This is a genomic window from Vibrio sp. 1288 (genome assembly GCF_033344475.1).
Genome location: NZ_JAWPOX010000002.1, coordinates 62,479 through 81,674 on the forward strand (window position 1 = coordinate 62,479; position 19,196 = coordinate 81,674).

The following is a 19,196-nucleotide window of genomic DNA, read 5'->3' on the forward strand; positions in this document are numbered from 1 at the left end:
TGCCCAAATAATACTTATAAATTTATCAGGAGCATAAACATGTTTAAGAACCTTTTTGCTAACCTGCAAAAAGTTGGTAAGGCTCTGATGCTTCCAGTATCAGTTTTACCAGTTGCAGGTATTTTATTAGGTGTGGGTGCTGCCCATCTAAGCTTTATTCCAGAGATCGTTTCTAATCTTATGGAACAAGCTGGTGGTTCAGTATTCGGCCAAATGGCACTTCTATTTGCAGTAGGTGTAGCGCTAGGCTTCACTAACAACGACGGTGTTGCAGGTCTTGCAGCTATCGTTGGTTACGGCATCATGACGGCAACGCTAGGTGTAATGGCGGGCGTTATGGGTGTTGAGAAAATCGATACAGGTGTACTAGGTGGTATCCTTGTCGGTGGTGTGGCTGCTTGGGCATTCAACCGTTTCTTCAAAATCCAACTTCCAGAGTACCTTGGCTTCTTCGCTGGTAAGCGCGCAGTGCCAATCATCACTGGTTTTGCTGCGATCGTCCTAGGTGTTATCCTTTCTGTTATCTGGCCACCAATTGGCGGTGCAATTTCTGCATTCTCTGATTGGGCTGCACACCAAAACCCACAGCTAGCATTCGGTATCTACGGTGTTGTTGAGCGCTCTCTAATCCCATTCGGTCTACACCACGTCTGGAACGTACCGTTCTTCTTCGAAGCAGGTTCTTGTGTTAACGCTGCCGGTGAAGCTCAAAATGGTGTACTAACTTGTTACCTAGTTGCTGATGAAGCATCTCGTGCTGCTGGTAATGGCTTCGGTCAGCTAGCGGGTGGTTACATGTTCAAGATGTTCGGTCTACCAGCTGCAGCAATCGCAATTGCTCATTGTGCTAAACCAGAAAACCGTGCAAAAGTAATGGGTATCATGGCGTCAGCTGCACTGACTTCATTCCTAACTGGTATTACTGAGCCAATCGAATTCTCATTCCTATTCGTTGCTCCACTACTATACGGTATCCACGCTCTACTAGCTGGTTCTGCATACATCGTTTCGAACACTCTAGGCTTTGTACACGGTACTTCTTTCTCTCACGGTCTGATCGACTTCCTAGTTCTATCTGGTAACGCTCAGAAGATGGTGCTAATGATTGCCGTTGGTCTAGTTTACGCAGTAATTTACTACGTAGTGTTCCGTGGTGTAATCACAGCGCTTGACCTAAAAACACCTGGCCGTGAAGATGAAACGGAAAGTGCAGCTGTAACTTCTGGCTCTGATATGGGCGGTGAACTGGTTGCAGCGTTTGGCGGTAAAGCTAACATTACTGGTCTAGATGCATGTATCACACGTCTACGTGTAGCAGTTGCAGATACAGCAGCTGTTGACCAAGACAAGCTAAAACAACTAGGCGCTGCTGGTGTTGTAGTTGTAGCTGGTGGTGTACAGGCTATCTTCGGTACTAAGTCTGATAACCTAAAAACTGAAATGGATGAGTGGATTCGTAACCACGGTTAATCGCAGTCATTCATAGTAATGCATAAAAGGAGGCTTCGGCCTCCTTTTTTAGTTCCTATTTTATTAACTGACAGTTCCTTTTTAGTGTGATCCTAAACTCATCTTTACTTTTGTCAGCTTTTTCATACATCGAGCTTACCCATCGTTGACATATTGATATGCCATTATGTTTGAATAGCGAATAATGTTTTTTTGAATAATTGATAACGTGTATGAAGAACAAATTCATTTTAGTTTTGGGACTAGTTTCTAGTACGGCAATGGCGGCAAGCGAGCCAACGGATCTATCAGTTGGTATGGCTGTCGATCAACAATTAAGTGTTGTTGTAGAGTTAGATAACAAATATCGTGGCATTATCGGAAACGATGGTATGGCGTTTGATTACATCGCTAAGCGTGGAACATTCGATCAAAACATGCCTGTGACTTGGTATGTCGGCGTTGGTGGCTGGTATGAATGGGATGACGAGTTTGGTGTGAGAGTACCACTTGGTGTGAACTGGGATTTATCACGCGGCTGGGACCTTTATGGTCAAATACACCCAGAGCTAGATCTTTACAAAGGTGCTGACTTGCAACTTGGCGGCGCCGTTGGCATCAAGTACAGTTTCTAGAATTGAACTAATGTATGTATAAAAAAACGCCGGTAACTACCGGCGTTTTTTATGTGGAACTTAACGTTCTATTGTTTATCCATGGCTCGCTTGATGCAAACGGCAGCGCCGCCCCAAGTGATACCTAAACCAATAACCATCATAATAATTGCGCTGATTGTCATTTTGCTGTCTCCTTGCGGTTCACTGCGTTGATCACTAGACCAAAGATAAAGAGTGCGGCGATAAGTGCCCAGCCTAAAGTTAGATCATAGCCACCGTAGCCTTCAGTAATTAGGGCGTATAGCTTGGTCGCTAAGATAATGGCGAGCATGATTGGTGTAACGAAGCGTAAGCAGATCTCGAACCATTGACCAACAGAGAAATCAGAGCGCTCGTTAACGTAATTACGTACTTCTGGCACGCGCTTCAATAGCCACGCCATCAAGACAATCTCAACCAGACCACCAACCATGATGCCAACGTTGTTTGCAAAGTGGTCTACTAGATCGAGTAGCAGCAGACCGCCATTGGTAGCAAACGCCATAGAGACAACGAAGCCAATACCAATCACAACATTTGCAGCTTTTTTACGGCTCCACTTCAGCTTGTCGATAATGGCTGAAGTTACGGCTTCCATAATTGAAATATGCGAACTTAGACCAGCAACCACCAGTGCAAAGAAGAACAGTGGACCAAGAATATATGGGGCAGGTAGTAGGTTAATTGCCGCAGGTAAAGTAACAAAAGCCAAGCCAACGCCTGCAGATACCACCTCTGTTAACGGCTTACCTTGCTCTTGAGCCATGTAACCCAATACTGAGAAGATCATGATGCCGGCTAGGATCGAGAAGCCACAGTTGATCAACACGGTCATAAACGCGTTATTCGTTATGTCTGACTTTTCTGGTAGGTAGCTAGAGTAAGCTAGCATGATGGCGAAGCCGATACTTAGCGTAAAGAAGATCTGACCATATGCCGCTGCCCATACTTTCACATCCCAAATTTTGCTGAAATCGGGTTCGAACATGTAGTTCACGCCATCTAGAGCTCCTGGCAAGAAAATCATACGTCCGATTAAGAAAATCACCATCAAGAATAGGATTGGCATCATAATTTTAGATGCTCGTTCAATTCCTGATTTCACGCCTTTGGCAATGGCGGTGTAAGTAATTGCCCAAGCAATTACCATGGATAAAGCAATCTTCCATTGAATACTGCCTAAGTCTGTTGGTGAGTTGTCACCTAGCTTTAGGTATTCACTAAAGAAAAATGCGTTGGTATCGGTTCCCCAACCTTGAGTGAACGACAACCCAAAGTAAGAAATCGACCAACCGATAACAGCCACATAGTAAACGGCAATAACTGCAGCCACACCAACTTGGAACCAGCCAAGCCATTCAAATTTAGAATGAATTTTCGCAAGTGTTTTTGGTGCCGAGCCTCGGTATTTTTGTCCCATACTGAACTCAAGGATCATAAATGGAATACCGGCAGTGATCATGGCAAAAATGTAAGGAATAAAAAATGCGCCGCCACCGTTTTCATAGGCCATGTATGGGAAACGCCAAATGTTTCCCAAACCGATAGCAGACCCAACTGCTGCTAAGATGAATCCCGCCCGGGATCCCCATTGTTCTCGCTTCATATTTGACTCCTATAAGACTCCCTGAGGAATGAAGCTCTCTACGTAACACAGTAATAATTGCGCAAACAGTTGGAAGAAAGGACCGCTGTTATCCATCAGCTTTTCTATCCTTAATTCTAACTTTTTATAATTTTATAGAGCTATATTCTGGCTACTGTAAGAGAAAGTAGATTATTAATCTTAAAATTTTGATGTGTGTTTGATAAAACTGAAATATTTATCTGTTTTCACTGATCAGACTAACTTCTAATAATACTTAGCGCAATAGAATCTAAATGTTAATTCAGATGCGTTGTCTGGTTTTAATCTTGTTAAATTTGAGTTTGATTGTGGTTTTGTGTGGGTGGTTGGTTGTTTGTCTGGAATAAATGACTGGGATCTAATAATTACTTTGGTGTTTAAGACTATTTTGATGAATTAGGGCGTACGGCTATCTTTTGTGCACCTATCTAGATGATGCTTCGTTACTTTGCCAAACAATGGTGTTTAGACGATGTCCTTTATCGGCTCTGTGCAGGACTCGTTCAGCGTTCTTTGTGACGAGCCCTACAGAGGAACATGCATAAAAATTAGAAGCGGAAACTAAAACCGACATTTGATTGGAATTGGTTCATCCAATCAGTATCGAACTTAATGATACAGTTTGAGCCGTCATTAGGTAGATTACAGGCGCCAGATGTATCGTTATCAACGACCGTTCCTAACCATCTCAGTTGGGCTGTTAATGCAAAGTTCTTTGAAAATTCATATTCCAGCCCTGCAAAAGCGCTAGCCGAAAATCCGTATTTTTTGTCTACCCAATCCACATCGGCATAAGAAGCGCCCAAACCTACACCGATATAGGTTTGCCAATTTTCTGCGACAGGATAGTACATGCTGCTTTGGAAGTGCAGATAATGGATATCTGCTGAGTTGGACAGCTTTTCAAGTTCCGTCGATTGATTGGAGTAAAACAATCCGATCCTTCCTTTTTCTAAGGGAGTCTCGACTGAAAGAGCGTAGTTCACTGCGGGGGCGAGATCGTATGTATTACCACTTTCATCCTCTACTTGGCCGCCTCCTGTATAGCCTATGTATGGTGTAACGATGATATTCGCTTGTGCATTGATAGCAGTACTCATCATCATGATTCCTACTAGCCAGCTGAGTTTTTGGTTCATGCCCTATCTCCTTATTATGACTAAGCTAATTGTGATGGGTTAGTCAAAATTGCGCGACTAAATTAAGCAAATCTTGAACATATTTCACACCGGTGTTATTAATTTGTTACATATTAAGGAGGTGTTTATGGAACACGATCTAAAATCCGCATTAATCATTGTGGTGACTGTTTTTGCAGTGCTTTTGTCATTTGGCATCATTGCTATTACAACAGCTTAAGATAACCACTTTTACCAAACGTTTTAACAAAATGGCGTGAGCCTATGATACGTAACAGCGGTATAATCACAGAAAGCCATGCAGAGCTTGATGTAAAAGTTTATGAGCACTTTAGGCATGGTAAAACTGCTTTAGTCACGCAAGGTGGAGGGCAGAGAGGGATTTTTACCGCTGGCGTTTTAGACGCCTTTTTACTTTCCAACTTCGATCCTTTCGATGAATTCTATGGCACCTCTGCCGGAGCACTTAACTTATGTTCTTACTTGTGTCGTCAACATGGCATGGGCAAAGCTTTTATTACCGAGCTGACAACGTCTCCTGAATTTTTTAATCTGTTTCGCTATATCCGAAAGCAGCAGTACTTAGGTTTAGAGTGGGCATTAGAACGGATTCAAGATTTCCCATACAAGCTTGACCTTGATTTAGGTCGTAGTGCATTGGGAAAACGAGAAGCGTTTGCTGCGGTAACGAATATAGAGACGCTATCAGATCAATATCTACCAATCTTGGATGACTCGTGGTTTAACACTATGCTAGCGACATGTGCGATTCCCAAGTTGTACCACGGACCTGTCGACGTAAATGGCAATAAGTTTGTTGATGGCGGCGTGTCTGCCTCTATCCCTGTTCAAGAAGCGTGGCGTCAGAATGCTCGCAACATTATTGTCATTCGCACAGAGCCGTTTTCAGAGATTGAAGCGAGAGCCCAAAGTGAAGTGGGGGATGTGCCTGTCGAATGGTATCGAGAGTCTATCAACTCAGTACAGCAATCATGGCAGCAAAAAGTGAATCAGTGGAAGCTGGATTGGGCGTCGTTCTTCCAACAAAAAATTAATGCAGCACATCAATCGAAGCTTGCAGGGAAAATGCTGCTAAATGGAGGCCGTTGGTTGTTCGGTGCCGATAACTTGTATCGTTTAAGTCATCTGATTGGTGAGAATTTTGATTCAGGTTTAGCCGACATGCTGATGATTCATTATCAAACATTTGAGCTCACTCAGGCCTTTATTTCTGCTCCACCTGACGACACTTTTATTTTACAAGTTGCGCCTAAAGAGGGACTTCGTTCTTCTTCTTTGTTAAGTGACCAAGAGTCACTAGAGCATGACTATCAACTTGGGCTTCAAGCTGGGTTTAACCTAGTTCAACTCTATGACCAGCTGGATGTTGAAATTGATGGTAGAGAGAGTGCATAAACCTTCTTACGTTCACGATGTGCGCAATATACAAAGCATATAAATAAGGCTCCATTTTCGGAGCCTTATTTGCGGGTTCTTGTGGTTAACTCCGGTTAGGTATAACGACTACGCTTGTAGAATGCGCATGCAATTGGTTGAGCCAACAACATCCATTACATCGCCTTGAGTAATAATGACTAAATCACCTTTGTGCAAGAACCCTTGCTCTTTAAGGCTAGTAATTGCAGCTTGAGCCGTTGGTAAACCCGCATCACTTTTTGACTCGAAATATACAGGTGTCACGCCTCGGTATAATGCTGCTCGATTTAGTGTCGATTCATTCCGTGATAAGGCAAATATTGGCAAGCCAGAGCTTAAGCGAGACATCATCAACGCAGTCCTGCCGGACTCAGTTAACGAGATCATCGCTTTAATTCCTTCCATGTGATTCGCAGAGTACATGGTTGCCATTGCGATGGTTTCTTCAGCGGTTTCGAAGGTTCTATCTAAGCGATAAGTAGATAGACTTGCCTCCGACATTTTTTCTGCCCCCACACATACTTCGGCCATGGATTTGACCGTTTCTACAGGATATTTACCTGCAGCAGTCTCTCCAGACAGCATCACCGCGTCAGTGCCGTCTAGAACCGCATTGGCCACATCCATCACTTCAGCACGCGTTGGCATTGGGCTAGTAATCATGGATTCCATCATTTGTGTCGCAGTAATCACGATACGGTTTAAACTGCGTGCGCGGCGAATCAGTTTTTTCTGGACACCAATGAGCTCAGGGTCACCGATTTCTACACCAAGGTCACCACGTGCAACCATCACCACATCGGATGCGAGAATAATGTCGTCAATAGACTCATTGGTCGCGACGGTTTCTGCTCGTTCGACTTTAGCCACTAACATAGCTTCAAGGCCTGCATCTCTGGCTAAGCGTCGAGCGTAATGCATGTCTTCGCCGTTACGTGGGAATGAAATAGCAAGGTAGTCTACTTGAATTGCTGCGGCGGTAAGAATGTCGGCTTTATCTTTCTCTGTGAGCGCATCGGCTGACAATCCGCCGCCTTTTTTGTTGATCCCTTTATTGTTGGACAGTGGACCACCGACAATCACACGGGTATGAACTTTATTACCCTCTACTTTGGTAACTTGCAGCTGAACGCGTCCATCATCGAGTAATAAAATGTCATTTGGTGAAACATCTTGCGGTAGTTCTTTATAATCTAACCCTACAGATTCTTGATTGCCTTCACCTTTTGGTAAATCACTATCTAATGTGAATTTATCGCCCACATTCAAAATGACTTGGCCGTCTTTAAACGTTGATACACGGATTTTAGGGCCTTGTAAATCACCAAGAATTGCAACCTGACGCCCAAGTCTTGCTGCAATGGTACGGACTTTGTTCGCACGTTGAATGTGGTCTTCACTGGTTCCATGTGAAAAATTCATACGGACAACGTTTGCACCGGCTTTGATGATCTCCTCAAGTATATTGTCCTTATCCGTTGAAGGACCCAGCGTAGTGACAATTTTTGTTCGTCTTAATTTGGAAGTCATAGATTCTCCGATGAATGTGTGTGTAAAGGTAACTTGAACTCTATCCTTACTTTACGCAATCGCTCTCAAGGTTAGCCTCGTTGCTGAGCCCACACCTTAAAGCTACTTGAATATAAGTATATGCACAGAATGTTTACATTAAGAGTAACCCCGGTAAAACAGACAGATATTCGACAGGCAATGGCCTTATTGATAAAAATACGCTGCTTTAAAGGCATTACTTCATAATTTAGTGAATAAAAATAAGTTATTTTTCAAACAATTTAACAGGAGTAGATTCTTCGTTATTTGATTGAATACACAAACAAACAGGTTTATACGTGATGCTTGTCACGGGGATTTATTAATTCACTTCACAATTAGTTCGCAAAGTAAAAAAATTGTCCCGTTATAGAATTTCGGAGTGCAAGATGTACATGGCTCAACCGGGCCATATTGATCATATCAAACAGGTCAATGCTGGTCGTGTATATAAACTAATTGACCTAAAAGGTCCTATTTCTCGAATTGATTTGTCCAAGCAGAGTGAGCTTGCTCCTGCTAGTATCACCAAAATCACTCGAGAATTAATTGAAGCGCACTTGATTCATGAAACGACAGTACAAGAAGCGACGAGTCGTGGTCGACCTGCTGTCGGTTTGCAGGTCAATAATGAAGGCTGGCAATTTTTGTCAATGCGTTTGGGGCGAGGTTATTTAACCATTGCTTTGCATGAGTTAGGCGGTGATGTACTGATCGATACTAAAATCGAGATACACGAGCTTGATCAAGACGATGTGCTTGAGCGCCTGCTTTACGAAATTGATGAATTCTTTCAGACTTACGCGGATCAACTTGATCGTGTTACCAGTATTGCTCTTACGCTGCCTGGTCTCGTGAACTCAGAGCAAGGTGTCGTTTTGCAGATGCCTCATTACAATGTCGAAAATCTTGCTCTTGGACCAGAGATATACAAAGCAACAGGCTTGCCAGTTTTCATTGCCAATGACACGCGAGCTTGGGCATTAGCAGAAAAGCTTTTTGGTCATTCTCAAGATAATGACAACTCCGTTCTTATCTCTATCCACCACGGTTTAGGTGCGGGCATCATTCTGGATGGGCGCGTTTTGCAAGGCCGTCACGGTAACATTGGTGAACTCGGGCATATTCAAATTGACCCAAATGGAAAACGTTGTCATTGCGGCAATATTGGCTGTTTGGAAACCGTTGCCAGTTCTCAGGCAATTCGTGAAGAAGTCGTAAGACGAATCGCTGATGGCGAAGACTCTATTCTTGCTAAACAAGAAGAAATGAGTATTGAGAGCATTTGTGAAGCCGCTGCAAACGGTGATCCTTTGGCCGTCGATGTGATTGAAAAACTTGGAGGCTACTTAGGCTCTGCAATTGCTATTGTGATCAACTTATTTAACCCTGAGAAAATCTTGATCGGTGGTGTGATTAACCAAGCAAAAGATGTGCTTTATCCTGCGGTTCGTCGCTGTATCGAAGAGCAGAGTTTACCTGTTTATCACCAAGATCTTGAGCTGGTGGAGTCTCGTTTCTATAAGCAAGCCACAATGCCTGGTGCCGCGTTGATTAAGCAAGCGTTGTACGATGGTCAACTATTGATGAAGGTTGTGGAAGGTTAAGTACTTTTTAACATGATGATGTGCCTGGCTGTTGAGACTACATTTGTAGGTGATTTAGGGTGAGACTTAACGGCTCACCCTTTTTGATCGCCTATTACTAGAATGGGAATTTGAGTTATGTTGCATTGCTATATCTGCGCCATTCATGTAATTTCCTAAAAAGCTCAAGTAAATAAACAAAATGGCTTTCAATGTGCTGCGTGACTTTGCGTCTGATGCAAAGAGAAGTAATACGCTAAAACTGTTGTACTTTAAAGCTGTGCTCGAAAAGCCAAATATTTTAAGGTTATTTGGTTATATAACCTTGCTGTGTCTGTACTGATTTCGAGTAAAATAAGAATTATCCATAATTTAGGTAGTAGTATGTCCGGAGTGTTAAATACGGTTGACCAGCGTACAAACTTGGTTGGTGAAAATCGACTAGAGCTTCTGCTGTTCACTTTAAATAGTCGCCAATTATTTGCGATTAATGTGTTCAAAGTGAAAGAGGTCATCAAGCTTCCACCGTTAACCAAGCTCCCTGGATCGCACTACAATATTCGTGGGGTTGCTTCTCTACGAGGTGAAGCGGTACCAGTGATTGATTTACGAGGCGCAATTGGTTTTCCTGCTTTACGTGGTGAAGCGGAAGAAGAAAATTTGATCGTGACAGAGTACAACCGCACGGTGCAGGGCTTCTTAGTCGGTCCGGTTAAAAACATTATTAATACGGCATGGACTGAAATTCAGCCGCCTCCTTCCACGTCTGGTCGCTCGAATTACCTCACGGCTATCACGCAAATCAAAGAGGGGGATGCCTCTCAAATTGTCGAAATTATTGACGTTGAAAAAGTTTTAGCAGAGATCGTACATTACGACGTGACTATCTCGGAGGACATTCTCGATCAAGAATTGGCCCAAGCAATGGTCGGGCGTAATGTTCTGATTGTGGATGATTCCTCTACAGCTCGTAATCAAGTTCGCGATACGCTTTCTCAATTGGGTATGAATATCATCGAGTGCCGTGACGGGCTAGAAGCGTTAACGGTTTTAAAACGTTGGTGTGATGAAGGTAAAGATGTAGAAAAAGAGCTGTTGATGATGATTACGGATGCTGAAATGCCTGAAATGGACGGTTATAAACTGACCCATGAAGTGCGCCAAGATCCACGTATGTCTAAGTTGTTTATCACATTGAACACTTCTCTGAGCGGTAGTTTTAATGAAGCCATGGTACAAAAAGTAGGCTGTGATCGCTTTATATCTAAATTCCAACCGGATCTGCTGGTTGAAGTTGCTCAAGACCGATTACGCCAGATGCTTTCTAAAAGTGCATGATTAGATCTAGTGAAATCAGAGGGAGCGCACCTCTCTCTGATTTTTAACATTTCTCTCCTTAATTCCTCTGTACTAATGGAAATCCCGAGATTTACTTTGTAGATTGTTCAAGTAGTGCGTGCAATCCATCAACTTGCCAGCAATAACGTGTGTGACTTCTCCCTCTTTTTCAAGAATGCCTTTCACCATTAATACTTTAGCGCCTAAATACGCTTGCTTTTGGGCTCGTGCTGTCGCTTGCCAAACGACCACATTAATGTTGCCCGTGTCATCTTCTAACGTAAAAAATGTCACGCCAGCGGCGGTGCCTGGAGATTGTCTTCCTGTTACCACACCTACCACTGTGACCAGTGACTTATGCGGTTTCTCTGTCAGTTGCCTCATGCGGGTAAAGTGAGGGAGTTTGCCCGTTTCTTCTAATAATTTAATTGGATGGCGGCTAAGAGATAGTCCCGTGCTTGCGTAATCCTCAATTAAATTTTCATATTCAGAGGGTTGAGTCTGGTAGCTAACATTGGGTTCTTCGACCTTGTGAAACAATGGTAGGTCAGATAAGGAATCCATTGCTGCCCAGCGAGCGTTATAACGATTTCCCGATAAGGCCTGAAATGCATTGGCTGAAGCCAATAATTCAATGTCACTTCGGCTTCTTAATATCTGCTTTACTTCTTGAATCGATCGGTAACCATTAAGTGGTTTGCGCTCAATAAGCCTTTGTGCGCTTTCTGCGTTAAAGCCTTTCACCAAGCGAAAACCAAGTTGCACGCCGAGCCTGCCATTCGGACGTGAGACGAGATGATGTTGATATTTTGAATGATTGACGCACACCGGCAATACTTCGACGCCATGTCTGCGAGCATCTTGTACTAATTGCGATGGGCTATAAAATCCCATTGGTTGGCTGTTCAATAATGCAGTGTAAAATTCGGCTGGGTAATAATATTTTAACCATGCAGAACAATATGCCAGCACTGCGAAAGACGCTGAATGACTTTCAGGGAAGCCGTACTCACCAAAGCCGCAAATCTGATCGAAAATGCGCTCAGCAAACGCTAAGTCATAACCTCTCTCTTGCATACCATTGATCAGTTTTGGTCTGAATTTAGCGAGATCGCCATTCTTTTTCCATGATGCCATCGCTCGACGGAGTTGATCGGCCTCGCCGCCGCTAAACCCTGCGGCTACCATGGCTAGCTTGATGACTTGCTCTTGGAAAATAGGGACGCCCATAGTCCGCTCCAGAACGCTTTTTACTTCTTCCGATGGATAACTGACAGGCTCTTTGTGATCTCGTCGTTTTAAAAAAGGATGCACCATATCACCCTGAATAGGGCCTGGACGAACAATTGCAATTTGAATCACTAAGTCGTAATAACAAGCAGGCTTTAGGCGAGGAAGCATGCTCATTTGTGCACGAGATTCAATTTGGAATACGCCTATCGTGTCAGCTTTTTGGATCATGCGGTACACGTGTGGATCATCTTGTCGGCGAGTGATCTCGGAAATCGAGAGGGATCGCTGGTGATGTTTCTCGACCAGTTGAAAGCACTTTTTGATGGCGTTTAACATGCCGAGTGCGAGTACATCGACTTTTAGTAGCTTCAAGCTTTCTAAATCGTCTTTATCCCATTGAATGATAGTGCGATCTTCCATCGAGGCATTTTCAACAGGTACCAACTCATATAAAGGGCCAGATGAAATTACAAAGCCACCTACGTGCTGAGATAAATGGCGTGGGAAGCCAATGATCTCGTTGACCAATTGGATAAACTGCTGCCCTTTGAGAGATTCTGGTTGTAAGCCAAGTTCAATAATTTGAGCTTGCCAGCCTTGGCTGCGATCTCGGCGATTAACGTTCTTAATGAAAAAATCTAATTGGGTCTCTTCAATCCCTAGTGCTTTACCGACTTCACGCACGGCACTTTTAAAGCGATAGCTGATCACTGTTGCAGCAAGTGCTGCACGCTCACGACCATATTTTTTGTAAATATACTGGATAACTTCTTCACGGCGCTCGTGTTCAAAGTCCACATCAATATCCGGCGGTTCCTTACGTTCTTTACTGATAAATCGTTCGAATAAGACAGCGATTTGTCGAGGATCGACGGCGGTAATTTCCAGGCAATAACACACTACAGAGTTTGCAGCGGAACCTCGCCCTTGGTAAAGAATACCTTGCTGTTTCGCAAACATTACGATGTCGTGAATAGTAAGGAAGTAGTAGTGGTATTTAAGCTCTTGAATAAGCGCCAGTTCATTCTCGATGGTTTGATTGACTTCTGCGGGCACGCCTTCAGGAAAACGCAGCTTTTTACCACGTTCGACCAACATACGTAAGTAAGAGTCGGGTGTATAACCATCTGGGATCAGCTCGGTAGGATATTCGTATTTTAAATCGGAGAGCTTAAACTCGCATAAATCGGCGATGTAAGTACTTTCTTCCAGCCATTCTGGTTTGTAAATCCGAATCAACTTTTTAAAAGGACGAAGCGCTCGCTCAGTATTCGAAATACGGTCAAAACCGAGTTTATCGACGCTACACCCATGTTTTATAGCAGTAAGTACATGCTGTAATGGCAAGCGTTCAACGTCATGCATGAGAACGCCTCCGCAGGCAGTTATAGGTAATTGAAATTCATGTGCTAACTGCTCGCAGTGCGCAATGTACTCAGTATCGTTGTTACTCAAATGGCGCTGAATCGCTACCCACAAACGATTAGCGTGGTGTTGATTGAGCCAGCGCCCCCAATAGTGATCACTCTCTTGATGTGTGGGCAGCCACAATACCAAACAATGTCGAACCGACATCAAATCCCATTCGAACAGTTGATAGTTGCCTTTTTCACTGCGTCTTCTTGCGTTTGTGATGATACGACACAACTCGGCATAAGCCTTGCGACAAGGGCAAAGCAGTACGATTTGGCATTCATCATTTAACCAAAACATACTTCCAACGATTTGTTTGATATCGAGTTTATGTTGTTCGATGGTCGCATGGGCTTTGACAACGCCCGCGACTGAACATTCATCCGTTATAGCTAGAGCTTGATAGCGATAGAAAGCAGCTTGGAGTACCAGCTCTTCTGCATGAGAAGCCCCAGTCAAAAAAGAGAAGTTAGACTGACAAAATAGTTCCGCGTAACTCATAATGACCCAACAAAAATAACTGTCGATTTAACAAAAATAGCCATGAAGAAACCAGTGCTTGTGCTGATCGCGAAATATCCATAACCAGCGGCCTTGCTTGGTGTGTGCAATGTAGTAATCACGCATGATCTCATCACCATCCCACCACCCAGAAACTATTCGCTCAGGTCCGTGGACCAAAGAAACTTGTTCTTGCAATACAATGGGAGTGGGTAATTGCATTGCGGGGCGTAGTATGGAAGGTATGGCGTGCCCCTTTTTATCTGGAGCATCAGCAGGGCGATACTGACTGGCCTTTTCTGGTCTAGGATCGCAAGCAATATTGGGTTTTAAAACAGCACTTTTTCCCAATTTAGCTTGCAGTAAAGAGAGCAGCTCTAAAGCATTCATGTTTCCTTTCTGCCCAGCAAAGAGATCGCGTGATGCACTAAGAGGCTCACCTTGACGGATGACTTTTAACGTTAGCCCTGTGACTGGGCCATTAAGCGAGAGTGACTCTAAGCTCAAACTCGCTAACTGTTGCCAACGCTGACATAGGTAATCACCTTGCGCAGAAGTGAGTTGAAGGTGTTGCTCTTGTTTCTCACGCTGGTGGAGTGTTAAACACAGTTCAAAAGCGACCTTATCTCTTAATTTAAGAAAGGTTTCGAGTTGACGAAGTAATTTGGCCAACGGTTTTTCAATCCACTGAACGTTTTCGATCTCAAACAACAGCTCTAAATAAACTTGGAAGGATTCGGTAGGGTGATAAAGGTCGACAGGGTGTTTAAACTGCCCAGTCAGTCGACCAACGTAGTTCACCAAATCGATATCAAAGCGTCGTGCGATGTCTTGCAATGGCAGTTCAAGCAGGTTTTGCAATGTGGTGACGCCTACACGTTGTAACTTCTCTACTGTAGCGCTTGATAAATCTGCCAGTGTTAACGGTAATGGTGATAGGACTTTTTGTATGGCAGATTTGTCTTCACTGATGACGTTCGCTCCTGATATTGCCATCAATTTGGCAGCAAAAGGCGAAAAACCACATCCGAATTGAAAACTCAGTTTCAGCTCCGATAAGTGAGCTCTGACTTTATTCCAATAGTTTTCAAGCCCTTCATACAGAGCGAGCATTGGAGTAGCACGCAGTAAAATACCTTGGTTTGGCATCAACACAACGTCAGATGTGATCAAATACAGCCATTGAGCAATTTCTTGTAACTTGCTCCATTCGGTGTGCGGATGATAAGGATGCACTTGTAAATCTCGACACAAGGACGCAGCACTGCCTAAGCCCATACCAGGCTTAATGCCTTGTTGTTCGGCAATCTCGTTGTATTGAAGAATCTGGCAACGTTGGCTTTCGACAATCACCACGGGTTGTTCTTGGTTATCACCAAAGAGTGCGTCTAGCTGCAGGCGAGGGAAGTGCAAGTAAATCCACAGAGACATATCACTAACCTTGGTTCGCCAGTGGGAAATTGACCACAGTCGAGTGCACAGTTTCAGATGATGGTTTCACCAGTTGCGGGTAATGGTGTTGGAATCCGATACTAACGCTACCTCTATTCCAGCCTCCTTTCCTTTTCAGCACTTCAACATGAATCCCTTGCTCGTCGCCTTTCAGTTTTAAACTGAGTGACACAGGCAAAGACAAGCGGTTGATAGTATCTGTTTTAAGCATAAAGAGAGGGCAAGTACCTTGTTCACTCGCTACCTGTAAGCGTTTCACTTGATGTATTTCAAGCTCTTCTTGCCATAACAAAACATTACTGCATACCCCACTTTTCAGACATTGCTCTGCAGCCCAAAGAGCATCTTTGGGGTGAGTTGGAGTAACAACCCACACTTGGTTTATATCCAACCCGATGTAGTGTAAAAACAGAGAATTCACTAGCGCAGGTGGTTGAATAAATGCGGTCATACCATTGGTCTGAGTGGCTTTTAAATAGGGAGCGAGCAAACGCAATTCACCAATACTACCAATAGATTCCATCTCCACTACGCCATGAGGTGGAAAGCCTCCGCCGAGCAAATCATCTAATTCAGAAAAACCGGAACTAGTCTGCAGCTGCTGAGGATCTGCTTTCGTTAAATTTGCTTGCCAAACAAGGTGTTGGCTTTTTAAGTTCTGAATAATATCTTGCATAATAAATACCTGTATATATGTACAGTATATTTCTGTGGGAGAAAGTCGCAAGATTTTTATGAAGAGAGAAATGAAAAAAGGCAGCGTTTGCTGCCTTTTCAATCGATTATGTGAGGTAACCTGAATGAGTTATTTACGCTTCGGTTGAGCGTCGATGCACTGACCGTTCACATCGGTAACCGCAGGATCCATTAAGTGCAAATATAGCGGCATGATATCCAGTGGCGTTTTGAGAGTATTCGCATCTTCACCCGGATATGCTTTTTCACGCATGCGAGTACGAGTGGCACCAGGGTTAATTGCGTTAACGCGAATCGGTGTATCACTCAGCTCGTCAGCTAAAACTTGCATCATGCCTTCTACGGCAAACTTAGAGATAGCGTATGGCCCCCAGAATGCGCGGCCAGAGTGGCCGACGGTTGAAGAGGTAAAGATAATACGCCCAGCTTCTGATTTACGCATCACAGGCAGTAGTGCTTGAGTCATTAGCACTTCGGCTTTCACGTTGATCTGCATGATATCGTCGAAGTCTTCCTCTTTGATTTGATCAAATGGACACAGCGAACTCAAGACACCTGCGTTGTGTAATAGACCATCCAAGCGACCAAACTGTCCTTCGATTGTCTCTGCCATATCAATGTAATTCTGCTGAGTTGCTCCCTTGAGATCCAATGGAATGATAGCTGCTTGTGGATAGCCAGAAGCTTCAATCTCATCATAGATAGATTCAAGGTTTTGCACATTTCTACCCAAGAGAATAACAGTTGCACCGTGCTCGGCATAAGAAAGCGCGGCTTGACGGCCGATGCCATTACCAGCGCCAGTAACAAGAATGACTTTACCTTTTAGAGCATCAGCTGAAACGGAGTAGTTCACGGCGATAAATCCTTATTATTGTAAGAGGGTCCATGATAGTTAATTGACGCTAAAAAACGCCTGTTTCTCAATGGAAAATCTTGGTAATCGTGACAAGATGGTTACAATACACCAATTCATGTGTTATACCAATTCCAGAACTTTCGTTAGGTATGCTATCAATCAGAACAAGTGGTTACAAACCGCGCTGCCTTCTCGCTGATGTTTCTGCGTAACATACTAACGTCATCTGAAATGAGATAAAGGAGCTCTCGTTGGAATTTTTATTAGATTATGGTCTGTTTCTGGCCAAAATTATCACGGTGGTTGCTGCGATAATTGTTCTGCTCATTATTGCAAAATCGGCTGGTGGCAAATCGGGTGCGGCGAAAGGGGAGTTAGAGATTACCAACCTTTCAGAGCAACACAAACAATCTGTTGAGCAGTTAGAGCATCATTTGCATGACGATACTTTCATCAAGGCTCGAGATAAAGCCGTCAAGAAAGAAGAAAAAGAGAAGAACAAATCTCGCGAGAAAGAAATCAAACAAGCGAGCAAAGACGGTTCATTAGATAGCAAGCGTGAACCACACCTATTTGTTCTTGATTTCAACGGTAGCATAGACGCAAAAGAAGTCGCGTCTCTACGTGAAGAAATCACCGCTATTTTGGCTGTCGCACGTGAAGGTGATGAAGTGTTACTTCGCTTAGAGTCTGGCGGTGGTATGGTTCATGGTTACGGCCTTGCCTCTTCTCAACTGGACCGAATCAAAGCTGCGGGTCTTCCTCTGACCATCTCTGTTGACAAAGTTGCGGCAAGTGGCGGTTACATGATGGCATGTGTAGCAGATAAGATTGTTTCTGCACCATTTGCAATTGTGGGGTCTATTGGCGTTATCGCACAAATTCCTAACTTCAACAAACTGTTGAAGAAACATGACATTGAGTACGAACAACTAACAGCGGGTGAATATAAACGCACGCTAACGATGTTCGGTGAGAATACCGATAAAGCGCGCGATAAGTTTAAGCAAGAACTTGAAGAAACACATGTCTTGTTTAAAGACTTCATCCGTGAGCGTCGTCCTAGTTTGGACCTAGACAAAGTAGCCACTGGTGAGCACTGGTTCGGTACACAAGCGAAAGAGCTTGGTTTGGTGGATGACATTAGTACATCTGATGATATCGTTGTTGCAGCATGCAAAGATAAAACTGTACTTTCTGTGCATTATGTACAAAAGAAAAAACTGGCCGACAAGCTAGCAGGTGTGGCGGGTAAAGTCGCTGATAGTGTGATTTTAAAGTTAGCTGAGCGTGGTCAAAAGCCGATTGTTTAATCGAGCTTAAGTTCATGACATTTAAAACGGCGAGGGCGGAAGCTCTCGCCGTTTTTGTTGAACTTTATGTTTATTGATGAATCCAATTACGCATTAGGTGTAATGCTTTACACGACATTTTTCCTCGCTCCAAAGACTGATTACCCGTATAATGTGCGCCTCGAAAACCGAGCAAATTGCTGAAAAGAAACTATTGGTGGAGAAGAACATGTCCTCTCAAACTCCGGTTGTAACCGTAGATGGACCTAGTGGTGCAGGTAAAGGCACTTTATGTATGTTGCTGGCGAAAAAGTTGGGTTTCCAACTCTTAGATTCTGGCGCAATTTATCGTGTACTTGCACTCGCTGCGATTCACCACGGTGTCGACACCGAGTCAGAAGATGCTCTTGTCCCACTAGCAACCCACCTAGACGTTCAATTTATCGCGGAAGGTGACTTAGTTAAGGTCATTCTAGAAGGCGAAGACGTGTCAGGGGAGCTTCGCAAAGAAGAAACAGGCATGGCAGCATCTAAAGTTGCGGCTTTGCCACGTGTTCGTGAAGCATTACTACGTCGTCAGCGTGCATTTGAGACCGCTCCGGGTCTGGTTGCTGATGGTCGTGATATGGGCACAATTGTATTCCCGAGTGCGCAAGCAAAAATCTTCCTTGATGCGAGTGCTGAAGAGCGTGCAAATCGACGCCTTAAACAGTTGCAAGAGAAAGGGTTAGATGTTAGATTTGCTGACCTTTTAAGCGAGATCCAAGAGCGTGACGACCGAGATCGTAACCGCCCAGTGGCGCCATTACGCCCTGCTGAGGATGCGCTTGTGCTAGATTCTACGTCGATGACTATCGACGAAGTAGTAGAAAAGGCACTACAATATATCGAATCGAAGCTAGCTGAGTAATAATACTCGACTAGGCTAAGAGCGTTGGTCGCAAGGATGATGACTGGCGAATTTAAT

General features: G+C 43.8%; 16 protein-coding genes. 8 read left to right on the forward strand and 8 right to left on the reverse strand.

From position 1 onward, the window contains the following. The first annotated feature begins 39 nt into the window (after positions 1–39). Positions 40–1,470: a PTS glucose transporter subunit IIBC gene (gene ptsG / locus R8O11_RS01870; RefSeq protein WP_064377078.1), complete on the forward strand. Its 1,431-nt coding sequence runs from the start codon at positions 40–42 to the stop codon at positions 1,468–1,470. 212 nt (positions 1,471–1,682) lie between these two features. Then, a complete protein-coding gene (locus R8O11_RS01875) occupies positions 1,683–2,084 on the forward strand; it encodes a hypothetical protein (protein ID WP_005372960.1) in 402 nt (133 codons plus the stop codon). Between the two features lie 68 nt (positions 2,085–2,152). On the opposite strand, the gene R8O11_RS01880 is transcribed toward R8O11_RS01875, so the two are convergent. The 3 genes from R8O11_RS01880 to R8O11_RS01890 all read right to left on the reverse strand — a co-directional run bounded on the left by R8O11_RS01880 (position 2,153) and on the right by R8O11_RS01890 (position 4,871). After that, positions 2,153–2,248 carry a MetS family NSS transporter small subunit gene (locus tag R8O11_RS01880; protein ID WP_005372963.1) on the reverse strand — a complete coding sequence of 32 codons (96 nt, stop codon included), beginning with the start codon at positions 2,246–2,248 and terminating at the stop codon, positions 2,153–2,155. After that, entirely contained in the window at positions 2,245–3,711 is a 1,467-nt protein-coding gene (locus tag R8O11_RS01885) for a sodium-dependent transporter (protein WP_005372966.1), read from the reverse strand. Before R8O11_RS01885 ends, R8O11_RS01880 begins: the two co-directional genes overlap by 4 nt. A gap of 569 nt (positions 3,712–4,280) precedes the next feature. Continuing rightward, a complete protein-coding gene (locus R8O11_RS01890) occupies positions 4,281–4,871 on the reverse strand; it encodes an outer membrane protein (RefSeq protein WP_213963874.1) in 591 nt (196 codons plus the stop codon). A gap of 127 nt (positions 4,872–4,998) precedes the next feature. Between R8O11_RS01890 and R8O11_RS01895 the strand changes: the two genes are divergently transcribed. Both R8O11_RS01895 and R8O11_RS01900 read left to right on the forward strand, forming a co-directional pair. Then, positions 4,999–5,091 carry a YnhF family membrane protein gene (locus tag R8O11_RS01895; RefSeq protein ID WP_005372970.1) on the forward strand — a complete coding sequence of 31 codons (93 nt, stop codon included), beginning with the start codon at positions 4,999–5,001 and terminating at the stop codon, positions 5,089–5,091. 44 nt (positions 5,092–5,135) lie between these two features. Further along, the gene (locus R8O11_RS01900) at positions 5,136–6,287 is read left to right on the forward strand and encodes a patatin family protein (RefSeq protein WP_047103410.1); all 1,152 of its coding nucleotides are present in this window, start codon (positions 5,136–5,138) and stop codon (positions 6,285–6,287) included. Positions 6,288–6,395: 108 nt separating this feature from the next. Here R8O11_RS01900 and pyk read toward each other — a convergent pair whose 3' ends face one another. Next, on the reverse strand, positions 6,396–7,838 hold the full coding sequence (gene pyk / locus R8O11_RS01905; RefSeq protein ID WP_005372972.1) for a pyruvate kinase: 1,443 nt from the start codon (positions 7,836–7,838) through the stop codon (positions 6,396–6,398). A 410-nt stretch (positions 7,839–8,248) separates the two neighbouring features. On the opposite strand from pyk, the gene R8O11_RS01910 reads away from it, so the two are divergent. Beyond that, positions 8,249–9,466, forward strand: coding sequence for an ROK family protein (locus R8O11_RS01910; protein WP_005372973.1), 1,218 nt, complete (start codon positions 8,249–8,251; stop codon positions 9,464–9,466). A 363-nt stretch (positions 9,467–9,829) separates the two neighbouring features. Continuing rightward, positions 9,830–10,783, forward strand: a complete 954-nt coding sequence (locus tag R8O11_RS01915) for a chemotaxis protein CheV (RefSeq protein WP_005372976.1) — start codon at positions 9,830–9,832, stop codon at positions 10,781–10,783. 72 nt (positions 10,784–10,855) lie between these two features. On the opposite strand, the gene R8O11_RS01920 is transcribed toward R8O11_RS01915, so the two are convergent. The 4 genes from R8O11_RS01920 to R8O11_RS01935 form a co-directional block, all read right to left on the reverse strand. Continuing rightward, positions 10,856–13,930: an error-prone DNA polymerase gene (locus R8O11_RS01920; protein WP_064368639.1), complete on the reverse strand. Its 3,075-nt coding sequence runs from the start codon at positions 13,928–13,930 to the stop codon at positions 10,856–10,858. Between the two features lie 27 nt (positions 13,931–13,957). Further along, entirely contained in the window at positions 13,958–15,361 is a 1,404-nt protein-coding gene (locus tag R8O11_RS01925; RefSeq protein WP_238969996.1) for a Y-family DNA polymerase, read from the reverse strand. A 4-nt stretch (positions 15,362–15,365) separates the two neighbouring features. Next, the gene (gene imuA, locus R8O11_RS01930; RefSeq protein WP_005372979.1) at positions 15,366–16,058 is read right to left on the reverse strand and encodes a translesion DNA synthesis-associated protein ImuA; all 693 of its coding nucleotides are present in this window, start codon (positions 16,056–16,058) and stop codon (positions 15,366–15,368) included. 129 nt (positions 16,059–16,187) lie between these two features. Beyond that, a complete protein-coding gene (locus tag R8O11_RS01935; protein ID WP_213905694.1) occupies positions 16,188–16,934 on the reverse strand; it encodes a YciK family oxidoreductase in 747 nt (248 codons plus the stop codon). Between the two features lie 254 nt (positions 16,935–17,188). Between R8O11_RS01935 and sohB the strand changes: the two genes are divergently transcribed. Both sohB and cmk read left to right on the forward strand, forming a co-directional pair. Then, complete coding sequence (gene sohB, locus R8O11_RS01940; protein ID WP_213965581.1) at positions 17,189–18,250, forward strand: protease SohB; 1,062 nt, start codon at positions 17,189–17,191, stop codon at positions 18,248–18,250. 208 nt (positions 18,251–18,458) lie between these two features. Further along, entirely contained in the window at positions 18,459–19,139 is a 681-nt protein-coding gene (cmk, locus tag R8O11_RS01945; RefSeq protein WP_021033981.1) for a (d)CMP kinase, read from the forward strand. The last annotated feature ends 57 nt before the right edge of the window (positions 19,140–19,196 follow it).

Excerpts from the sequence above, each read along its gene's own strand:
- cmk (WP_021033981.1), top strand. The coding sequence starts at position 18,459 with ATGTCCTCTCAAACTCCGGTTGTAACCGTAGATGGACCTAGTGGTGCA.
- R8O11_RS01920 (WP_064368639.1), bottom strand. The coding sequence starts at position 13,930 with ATGAGTTACGCGGAACTATTTTGTCAGTCTAACTTCTCTTTTTTGACT.
- ptsG (WP_064377078.1), top strand. The coding sequence starts at position 40 with ATGTTTAAGAACCTTTTTGCTAACCTGCAAAAAGTTGGTAAGGCTCTG.
- R8O11_RS01880 (WP_005372963.1), bottom strand. The coding sequence starts at position 2,248 with ATGACAATCAGCGCAATTATTATGATGGTTATTGGTTTAGGTATCACT.
- R8O11_RS01910 (WP_005372973.1), top strand. The coding sequence starts at position 8,249 with ATGTACATGGCTCAACCGGGCCATATTGATCATATCAAACAGGTCAAT.
- R8O11_RS01900 (WP_047103410.1), top strand. The coding sequence starts at position 5,136 with ATGATACGTAACAGCGGTATAATCACAGAAAGCCATGCAGAGCTTGAT.
- R8O11_RS01895 (WP_005372970.1), top strand. The coding sequence starts at position 4,999 with ATGGAACACGATCTAAAATCCGCATTAATCATTGTGGTGACTGTTTTT.
- R8O11_RS01885 (WP_005372966.1), bottom strand. The coding sequence starts at position 3,711 with ATGAAGCGAGAACAATGGGGATCCCGGGCGGGATTCATCTTAGCAGCA.
- R8O11_RS01915 (WP_005372976.1), top strand. The coding sequence starts at position 9,830 with ATGTCCGGAGTGTTAAATACGGTTGACCAGCGTACAAACTTGGTTGGT.
- R8O11_RS01875 (WP_005372960.1), top strand. The coding sequence starts at position 1,683 with ATGAAGAACAAATTCATTTTAGTTTTGGGACTAGTTTCTAGTACGGCA.
- R8O11_RS01925 (WP_238969996.1), bottom strand. The coding sequence starts at position 15,361 with ATGTCTCTGTGGATTTACTTGCACTTCCCTCGCCTGCAGCTAGACGCA.
- imuA (WP_005372979.1), bottom strand. The coding sequence starts at position 16,058 with ATGCAAGATATTATTCAGAACTTAAAAAGCCAACACCTTGTTTGGCAA.
- R8O11_RS01890 (WP_213963874.1), bottom strand. The coding sequence starts at position 4,871 with ATGAACCAAAAACTCAGCTGGCTAGTAGGAATCATGATGATGAGTACT.
- pyk (WP_005372972.1), bottom strand. The coding sequence starts at position 7,838 with ATGACTTCCAAATTAAGACGAACAAAAATTGTCACTACGCTGGGTCCT.